Source organism: Halomonas sp. G15 (assembly GCF_021282295.1).
GTDB lineage: Bacteria > Pseudomonadota > Gammaproteobacteria > Pseudomonadales > Halomonadaceae > Halomonas > Halomonas alimentaria.
Genome location: NZ_JAJSPA010000067.1, coordinates 1 through 8946 on the forward strand (window position 1 = coordinate 1; position 8946 = coordinate 8946).

Genomic DNA, 8946 nt, shown 5'->3' on the forward strand with positions numbered 1-8946 from the left:
CCGCGAGCGAGAATCGTGCACCGAGCGTCCTTCGTGTGAACCTGACGGTTGAGGAGCCGAGTGCGTCAATCGCGCACGCTCGGATCTGTGGGGGGCCGGAACGAGCAATCGTCCGGTCTACCCGACCTATAACTCTTTGTGCGCGTACCGCGATGCTCTGCTCGTTGCTTCGATGCTCAGAAAAGCATGGGGGTTACGCCACCTTGCGAGGTCCAGGTGTCAAGCGACACCAGAAACAGGCAATACCAGCTTCCTATATGAGACACAATGCACCCCAGGTGGAGGCGATGCGAATCGAGGGGGCTCCAATGTATCTTTCCAGCGCCTGATCCATCGCTTGGCCAAGGGTCCGAGGTGTAGATTTTGACATGCCTGGACTTAACAGCCTGTGCCCACTAAACTGATCTATGTGTATATGAGGCGGTGTTAATCGGGCATTGGTGAATTAACATCTAGGCCTTTGAAGTTTGTAAGCCACTGATCTTCAAGTTGTTTTTTGAGCACTCCGCCACGAGCGGCGCGTTTTCCACGTTTTCATGATTGGTCTCCGAAGCCGAGGGTCGCAGGTTCGAATCCTGCCGGGCGCGCCACGAATTTCGAGGGCCCACAGTATCGCTGTGGGCCCTTCGCTTTTTTTTGCCTGCTGTCCGTCTTCCCCCGCCTGTACCTGATTTGAGCCTGGAAAGGCATCGTGCGACTATGCTTTCGCCGATTTTCGAACGCTGTTTGTGACTCCCCTTCTGGATCGGGTGGCCATTGTCTGGCCAGGCCTGGTCGTCCATAACAACAGTCACAGGACGTCCATGATCCGCCCGCTGCTTGCTCGATTGCGCTCCCTGCTGCTGCCGGCTACCGGTCGGCAGGATCAGTTCTTTACCCTCTCGACCGACCTGTTCTGCCGCGTCAGCCTTGAGCCCGCCTCATTCATCAGGGCGCCGAATGAGGGTGTTGAGCCAAGGGGTTGCCGGTATCGACCCACTTCAACGTCGTGCGGCCGCTGGGTAGCCGGCTGACCTATACCCGATTCGTCTTTTGGCCGGCATTTTTATAGCTTTTAGGAATCAATTTCTATCGCCGGCACAGCCGTGGCCGTCGACCTCCACTGTGGTCGCCTTGCCTGCTGCATGGAACGTGGTGACGCCGTAGATCAGACCAGAGCCGTCAGCCGAGGCAGTCCCTTCAGCAAGGTGGGCCACCATTTGTCGGCGGCATCGCCGAGGTGCACGGTGATGCGCCGGGCGTGTACCGTCAGCGTGGCCGCGACCTTGAGCACCTGTTCGCGCATCCGCATCAGGCTCCAACCCTGCAGCGTCCGGCTCTCCAGCAGGCGCCTCAGCCCATGCAGAACCTGGTAGGCGTAGAGGCTCAGCAGCAGGCTCACCTCGTTGCGGGCCATCACGTCCTGGGCGGTGGAGGCGCCGCGATCGGTCGACGAGAGATGCACATCCAACGCCGACTTCACCTCGCCCATGTGCGCTTCGGCGCTGCCGCGCTTGCGGTAGAGCGCCAGGACCTTCTTCGGCGGCCAGTCGAACTTGCCGAGGTTGGTGACCAGGAAGAAGGCATGCAGCAGCAGATCATCGGGACGTTCCTGCACCACCAGCACCACGCGTCGCGGCGACGGCCAGGAGCCCGCCTGGTACGTCAGGTCATAGCACCACTCCCGAGGCTGCTCGGGTGGGCGGCCTTGCGGCCGCTTCAGGTACGGCGCCGCCAGCTTCTGAAGCCCCGAGTGACTGCGCAGTCGGCCCAGATACTCGATGCCGCGATCTTCCAGGGCTTCCAGCGTGTCGTTGTCGGTGAAGCCCGCATCGATGCGCACCCGAACTCTGGCCCCGAAGCTCTCGTTGAGTCGGCGTACCAGGTGTGGAATCCAGGTATCGGCATTCTCGGCCGGACCGGCGTTGCCCTCGCGCAGCAGCCCACCCACCATGTCGCCGGTCTCGGCCAGTGAGGCAATCAGCGGCGAGTAGATCCGTGCACCGTAAAGCCCATGAAACGCCGAGCCGCCCTGGTGACCATGGACCTCGATCGGCAGGCCGTCGATGTCCAGCGTCAGCTGCTCGGGGCGTTCGCCATTCTTCAGCGAGGTCAGACGCCAGACCACCAGTCGCAGCAGGCCCTCGTGCACGGCATCGATGTTGTCGTTGCGCCCGAGGCAGGTCAGCAGCCGCGACAGCGTGGCTTGAGACGGTCGATCTTGCGCCAATGGCGTCGTCCCGCGAGCATCGCTGCAGGCCAGCTGCCAGAGCGGGTCACGACGCAACGTGTCGGTATCGCTGAGGTCGATCCATCCCATCGCACGCTGCAACACCAGGGTGCGCAGCTGACTGGCCAGCGAGTGGCGGATACGCAGCGGGTCGCGCGGATCGACCAGGTTGTCCTCCAGCGCCTCGATCACGCCGCTGTTATCGAGGGCTTCACGCAGCAGCAGAGCGCCGCTGTCGCTGGTGGTGCGATGGCCGTCGAGCTCAACGCGAATGGACCCGTTGCAGGACGGAATCCAGGGAGATACGCTTTCACCCATAGCGGATGGTCCTCTGGAATCAGGTTCTTGGCGGAACGCACTGATTTCTCTAGAGAATACCATCCGCTACCTTCGTTTTCAGGCTGCCCTCATGAATAAGGCGGGTTGAGGGCCGATTCCTGCAGGTCAACCCCGCCTTTCAGCACCAGCTTGGCTATGACGAGGTCGAGCTCCTCCATCACCCCTACACCCGCCTGGTGGACCAGCAGGACCATGCTCGCATCGCCGAGGCGATAGAGCGGCTGGCGTCCGGTGGCGCCGTCAGGGGGCTCGAGGCAAGGGTCCACGACCACGAGGGTCGCGTGCACTGGGTGGAGATCAATGCCGCCATCGGTGAGGAGCGAGTGATCTACGTGGTGGCTCGGGATATCTCGGCTCGCCGCCAGAGCGAGACGGCCATGAGCCGGCATGAGCACTTCTCGACGATCGTGGGAGAGACGGCCCTGATCGGTGCCTGGTATGTGGAGCTTCCCGGCGGCTCACCGATCTGGTCCGACGAGGTCTGTGCCATCCATGACGAGCCCGCCGGCTTCCAGCCTACGGTGGATCAGGCCATCGCCTACTACGCTCCGCATGACCGCCAGCGGCTGAGCGAGCGCTTCGCGGCGTGCTGTCGCGATGGCACCGCCTTCGACGAGGAGTTCGAGGTGGTCACCGCGCGCGGGCGCCACATCTGGGTGCGGGTGATCGGCCAGGCGGTCCACGACGAGGCGGGGTGCATCCTGAGGGCGCAGGGCTCGACCCAGGACATCACCGAGCAGCGCCGGCTGCGCGCCGAGGTCTCGCGGCTGGCCGAGCGTCTCACCACCACCCTGGAGAGCATCACCGACGGCTTCTTCACCCTGGATGCCGACTGGTGCTTCACCTACGTCAACCGCGAGGCCGAGCGGCTGCTGCAGAGTGCTCCCGGCTCGCTGCTGGGCTGCAATATCTGGGAGGCCTTCCCGGAAGCCTGGGGCTCTCGTTTCGATATCGAATACCGTCGTGCGATCGATACGGGAGTCGCCGCTCACTTCGAGGCCTGCAACCCCCGCCTTGACCTGTGGGTCGAGGTACACGCCTATCCTTCCGATGAGGGGCTGGCGGTCTACTTCCGTGACATCAATCAGCGCAAGGAGTCGGAGCGCCAGCTGCGTATCCTCGAGAGCAGCGTGGCCTCGAGCATCAACGGCGTGGTGATCTGCGATGCGCGCAAGCCCGACCTGCCCATCGTCTACGTCAACCCGGCCTTCGAGCGGATCACCGGCTATGCCAGGGAGGAGGCGGTCGGGCGCAACTGCCGCTTCCTGCAGGGCGAGAACACCGAGCCGCGTGCCACCCTGGCGCTGCGGGAGGGCATCGCCAACCGTCGCGACGTGCACATCGTCATCCGCAACTATCGTCGTGACGGCACCACCTTCTGGAACGACCTCTATATCTCCCCGGTGCGTGACGAGACGGGCGATGTCACCCACTTCATCGGGGTGCAGAACGACATCTCTACCCAGAAGGAGTACCAGTCACAGCTCGCCTACAACGCCAGTCACGATGCACTGACCGGGCTCCCCAACCGCACCCTGCTGGAGGATCGCCTCGCCCAGGGGTGCCAGATTGCCAGTCGCTACCGTCGCCATCGTCCGGGGCACCGTCTCCATGGCCGGGGAGCTGGAACTGGACGTGGTCGTCGAGGGCATCGAGACCGAGGAGCAGTTCCGCTACCTTCGCGACCATCACTGCGAGACCTTCCAGGGCTACTACTTCGCTCGACCGATGCCGTTGGAGGAGCTGCTCGCCTTCCTCGAGGAGCGCAGGGAGTAGGCGCCTCGATCGACCGCGAGGTCGCCCCCGTCCCGGAGGCACGTCCTGTTCGATCCTGTTGCTTGATGGAGATCATGTCTCGTGTGGAAGCCATTGGAGTAGATGGAGGAACTGATCCCGATCAAGTTTTATTCATGTTGTTATAAAAAATATTGTCTTTTATATCTTCTTATGTCTTGGCAGACTTCCCCGCTCACTCTCCACGATTCAGGGACGATGAAGACCTATCTGGGAAAGATGCGCGGCGAGCGCCTGCAACGCGAGACCCCCGATCTCGGTGATGCCCTCTGGTCATGGCTGGGGGCCGTGGTCGGCATGGGGGCGATCTGCTGGCTCAGTGCCCACTGGCTCTCCCAGCACCTGCTGATCGTGGCCTCCTTCGGCGCCACCTCGGTGCTGCTCTATGCGGCGCCGGAGAGCCCCTTCGCCCAGCCGCGCAACGTGCTGCTGGGCAGCCTGCTCTCGGCGGTGGCGGGGGTCGCCTGCTTCCAGCTGCTGGGCGCCACGCCACTCGCCGTGACCCTGGCGGTATCGCTCTCCATCCTGTTGATGCAGCTGACCCATAGCGTGCATCCGCCTGGTGCGGCGGCAGCCCTGGTGGCGGTGATCGGCGGCCCGGAGATCACCGGGCTGGGCTGGTGGTATCCGCTGATGCCCATCGGCATCGGCTGCGCCATCATGCTGGCGGTGGCCGTGCTGGTGAACAACCTGGCCCGCCATCGCCGCTATCCGCTGCACTGGTAGGGGGTCAGGAAAGCAGAGCAGGAAAAACCGCAACTTTCTCCCCGCGAAAACGGAAAGGATTTCTCCCCGATTCGGCCCCGCAGGGGCTCGGTAGCGCCGGGGAGCTTCTGCTATCGTCTCGTGCACAATCCACGCCGCCGGCACGCCGCCGGCGGCCCCACACAGGAGGCAGCAGATGGCGAATCCCCCAGACGCGACCGTTCCCGCCACCATGTCGGCCATGCTGCTGACCGGCCATGGCGACGTCGACAAGCTGGTCTATCGTGACGACGTGCCGACCCCGCAACCGGGGCCCGGCGAGGTGCTGGTGCGGGTCACGGCCACCGCCAAGAACAACACCGACCGCAAGGCCCGCGAGGGGCTCTACCCGGTGAAGAAGGGCGAGGTGACCTCCTTCGCCATGGGCGGCGAGCCGACCCTGACCTTCCCGCGCATCCAGGGCGCCGACATCGCCGGTCGGGTGGTGGCGGTGGGCGAGGGGGTCGATCCGGCCCGCCTCGGCGAGCGCGGCCTGCTCGACTTCAACCTCTACCCGGACGCTCGCCGTGACATCAACCTGACCCCGGACTACTACGGCCACGGTGCCGACGGCGGCTTCGCCGAGTACGTCGCCGTGCCCTCCGATCAGTTCCACCACGTGCCCAACCCCGAGCTCAGCGATGCCGAGCTCGCTGCCCTGGGCATGTGCTCCTACCAGACCGCCTACCATATGATGACCTCGGCGGGAGTGGCCGCCGGTGAGCGGGTACTGGTCAGCGGCGCCAGTGGCGGGGTCGGCACCGCACTGATCCAGCTGTGTCGCATCGTCGGCGCGATTCCCTACGCGGTGAGCCAGCCGGAGAAGGCCGCAGCGCTCAAGGCGCTGGGCGCCGAGGCGGTGATCGACCGGGGTGACCTCGACGGCTTCGCCGAGCGGGTGCTAGCGGCCACCGGAGGGGCGCCCATCGATGCGGTGATGGATCTGGTCGGTGGCGAGATGACCGACCGCTTCATCGATACCATGATTCAGGACATGAAGGCGCGCACCCGCTATCCGCGGCTCTCCATCGCCGGGGCCAGCGGCGGCAATATCTCGGAGATCCTGTGGACGCGTATCTACCTCTATCAGGTGCAGATCTTCGGAGTCTCCCACGGCACCCGCGAGGAGGCCGAGCAGCTGATCGCCTGGATCCGCTCCGGTGAGCTCAAGCCGGTGCTGCATGCCACCTTCCGGCTCTCGGAACTTCATCGGGCCGAGCGCTACTTCGTCAGTCGCGGCAGCAACTTCCTGGGCAAGATCGTGATCGTGCCCGACAGCCAGTGGGACGAGCACGGTGCGCCCTTCGCCCTGGCCTCTTCCCCCTCCAGCCAGTCCTCCGCCAACCAGGAGCCGCGCCCATGAGCCAGCCGCTGACCTTCAGGATGATGGATACCCACGCCGGCGGCGACGTCAGCCGCATCGTGCTCGGTGGCATCGACGTCCTGCCCGGCGCCACGGTGCGCGACCAGATGCACTACCTGCGCGATGACGCCGACGGCCTGCGCAAACTGCTGCTGTTCGAGCCCTACGGCGTGCCGGAGATGTCGGTGGACCTGATCGTGCCGGCCAGTGATTCCGAGGCAGCCGCCGGCTACATCATCATGGAGGTGATGGGCTACCCCATCTACTCCGGCTCCAACACTATCTGCACCGCCACCGCGGTCCTCGAGGCAGGCATCGTGCCCAAGCGAGAGGGCGTGCAGCGCTTCACGCTCGAGGCGCCGGCGGGGCTGGTCAGGATCGAGGCGAGGGTGGAGAACGGCGTGGTGGAGGCGATCACCTGCGAGGGGTTGCCCAGCTATATCGATACCCATCGCGCCTCGATTCAGGTGCCGAGCCTGGGCGAGGTGACCTACAGCGTGGCCTACAGCGGCGGTTTCTATGCCCTGGTGGATGCCGGTGAACTGGGCTTTCATCTCAACCGCGACGAGGAACGCGGGTTGGCCGAGTGTGCCCACAGGATCGTCGAGGCGATTCAGGCCGAGCGCGGCTTCTCCCACTACACCCTGGGCGATGTGGGGCCACTGCCCTTCCTGCACTTCATGGGGCCGGTGGAGCAGGTGGCCGATGACTTCTACCGTTCGCGTTCGGCCACCTATGTGCATCCCGGGGTGATCTGCCGCAGCACCACCGGCACCGGGACCTCGGCACGCCTGGCACTGATGCGCCATGAGGGTACCCTCAAGCCCGGCGACCGGCTGGAGACCATCTCCCTGCGCGAGACCGGCTTTATCGGGACCTTCACCGGTACCCGTCGGGAGGACTCCTACACGGTGGTGGAGAACACCATCACCGGCAAGGGCCATGTGCTGGGCCACACCGAGGTGGTGGTCAACTGCGATGACCCCCTGGTGGAGTGCGGCGGCCTGCACCATATCCTCAGCGCCCGCCAAGGCTGATGGCGCACAGAATGTCCATGCCGCGGCTACTCATAGCGAGAGGCGCCGGGGGCTGGTCGTAGAGGGGGTCCTATGCCAGGGATGGCATCGGTAGCGCCCACGGAAGGGTTCACAGCGCCCCCTCGAAGGCCAGCCGCCGGAGTAGCCTCGAGCGACCTGCTAAAGGCGGTGTGCCTGAATCCTTGCCCCCGCCATCTTGACCAACACGATTCGCCCGCCAGCCCCTTGAGCGTCGCCGCCAAAGGGGGCAGGCTGGCGCTCATTCTTCTTCGACTGTCCCTCTTTCGACCGACCCAGGAGGCTAACCGTGGCCATTACCAACTTTTCCGACCTGCTCAGTGAGGCGCGCCTGCAGCCCGATGCCCAGCGACTGCTGTTCGTCTTCACCCGCGCCGAGTTGCCGGACAACCCCTCCGCCGAGCAGCGTGCTCGCTTCGAGCAGGGCGAGGGCGGTGTGCTCACCCCGGTGCTGTGCGTCGACAAGACTCCCGAGGAACTCAGCGACATGGCCGCCCTGGTGGCGGAGTCGCGCAACACCGGCGTCGAGTGGGACATCGTCTTCGTCGGCGCCCTCTCCGGTCGCGGCAGCGAGGCGCCGGCTTCCGAGCAGGCCGAGGCGCAGCTCGAGCGCATGGTGGAGTCGCTGAAGATGGGTAATGTCGACCAGTTCCTGGCACTGGACCGCCAGGGCGAGGCGGTGCGCATCGGCTGACATGGAAGCGTCATCGCCATAGGGTTGAATTATCAGGGTGATGACACCATTTAATTGTCGCTATTAGTCGATGCGGGCTACCATGCCCCTGTATTCGAGACACCCTCATACCAACGTCGAAAGGAGCATTACCGAATGTCCCTGCTGAACACCGAAATCAAGCCGTTCAAGGCCACCGCATACCACAACGGCGAGTTCGTCGAGCTGAACGAAGAGCAGCTCAAGGGCCAGTGGAGCATCTTCTTCTTCTACCCGGCCGACTTCACCTTCGTCTGCCCCACCGAGCTGGGTGACCTGCAGGACAACTACGAAGAGTTCAAGAAGCTGGGCGTCGAGATCTACAGCGTCTCCACCGACACCCACTTCACCCACAAGGCGTGGCACGACAGCTCCGAGACCATCGGCAAGCTGACCTACCCGATGCTGGCCGACCCGACCCACACCATCTCGCGCAACTTCGAGGTGCTGATCGAGGAAGACGGCATCGCCGAGCGTGGCACCTTCGTGGTCGACCCCGACGGCAAGATCCAGATCGTCGAGCTGAACGCCGGCAACATCGGCCGTAACGCCGAGGAGCTGCTGCGCAAGGTCAAGGCCGCCCAGTACGTGCGTGCCAACCCCAACGAGGTCTGCCCGGCCAAGTGGGAAGAAGGCGAAGAGACCCTGTCTCCGTCCCTGGACCTGGTCGGCAAGATCTAAGCCGGTCCCTGCCGCGAGGCCCCGCCCCCGGGCCTCGCCGCCCCTGCCC

General features: G+C 64.5%; 7 protein-coding genes. 6 read left to right on the forward strand and 1 reads right to left on the reverse strand.

All coding sequences use genetic code 11. From position 1 onward, the window contains the following. Positions 1 to 1147: 1147 nt before the first annotated feature. Positions 1148 to 2527 carry an IS1380 family transposase gene (locus tag LWH48_RS17665; protein ID WP_442908327.1) on the reverse strand — a complete coding sequence of 460 codons (1380 nt, stop codon included), beginning with the start codon at positions 2525 to 2527 and terminating at the stop codon, positions 1148 to 1150. 119 nt (positions 2528 to 2646) lie between these two features. Between LWH48_RS17665 and LWH48_RS17670 the strand changes: the two genes are divergently transcribed. The 6 genes from LWH48_RS17670 (at position 2647) to ahpC (ending at position 8897) form a co-directional block, all read left to right on the forward strand. Next, positions 2647 to 4470 carry a PAS domain S-box protein gene (locus tag LWH48_RS17670; protein ID WP_442908328.1) on the forward strand — a complete coding sequence of 608 codons (1824 nt, stop codon included), beginning with the start codon at positions 2647 to 2649 and terminating at the stop codon, positions 4468 to 4470. Between the two features lie 70 nt (positions 4471 to 4540). Next, positions 4541 to 5068, forward strand: a complete 528-nt coding sequence (locus LWH48_RS17680; RefSeq protein ID WP_232913610.1) for an HPP family protein — start codon at positions 4541 to 4543, stop codon at positions 5066 to 5068. Between the two features lie 175 nt (positions 5069 to 5243). Beyond that, positions 5244 to 6449: a zinc-binding dehydrogenase gene (locus tag LWH48_RS17685; protein WP_232913611.1), complete on the forward strand. Its 1206-nt coding sequence runs from the start codon at positions 5244 to 5246 to the stop codon at positions 6447 to 6449. Beyond that, positions 6446 to 7486 carry a proline racemase family protein gene (locus LWH48_RS17690; protein ID WP_232913612.1) on the forward strand — a complete coding sequence of 347 codons (1041 nt, stop codon included), beginning with the start codon at positions 6446 to 6448 and terminating at the stop codon, positions 7484 to 7486. The genes LWH48_RS17685 and LWH48_RS17690 overlap by 4 nt, the downstream gene beginning before the upstream one ends. Before the next feature lie 307 nt (positions 7487 to 7793). Next, positions 7794 to 8198: a ribonucleotide reductase subunit alpha gene (locus LWH48_RS17695; protein WP_232913613.1), complete on the forward strand. Its 405-nt coding sequence runs from the start codon at positions 7794 to 7796 to the stop codon at positions 8196 to 8198. 135 nt (positions 8199 to 8333) lie between these two features. Beyond that, positions 8334 to 8897 (forward strand): alkyl hydroperoxide reductase subunit C, encoded by a 564-nt coding sequence (gene ahpC / locus LWH48_RS17700; protein ID WP_232913614.1) that lies wholly within the window; start codon positions 8334 to 8336, stop codon positions 8895 to 8897. The last annotated feature ends 49 nt before the right edge of the window (positions 8898 to 8946 follow it).

Excerpts from the sequence above, each read along its gene's own strand:
- ahpC (WP_232913614.1), top strand. The coding sequence starts at position 8,334 with ATGTCCCTGCTGAACACCGAAATCAAGCCGTTCAAGGCCACCGCATAC.
- LWH48_RS17680 (WP_232913610.1), top strand. The coding sequence starts at position 4,541 with ATGAAGACCTATCTGGGAAAGATGCGCGGCGAGCGCCTGCAACGCGAG.
- LWH48_RS17665 (WP_442908327.1), bottom strand. The coding sequence starts at position 2,527 with ATGGGTGAAAGCGTATCTCCCTGGATTCCGTCCTGCAACGGGTCCATT.
- LWH48_RS17690 (WP_232913612.1), top strand. The coding sequence starts at position 6,446 with ATGAGCCAGCCGCTGACCTTCAGGATGATGGATACCCACGCCGGCGGC.
- LWH48_RS17685 (WP_232913611.1), top strand. The coding sequence starts at position 5,244 with ATGGCGAATCCCCCAGACGCGACCGTTCCCGCCACCATGTCGGCCATG.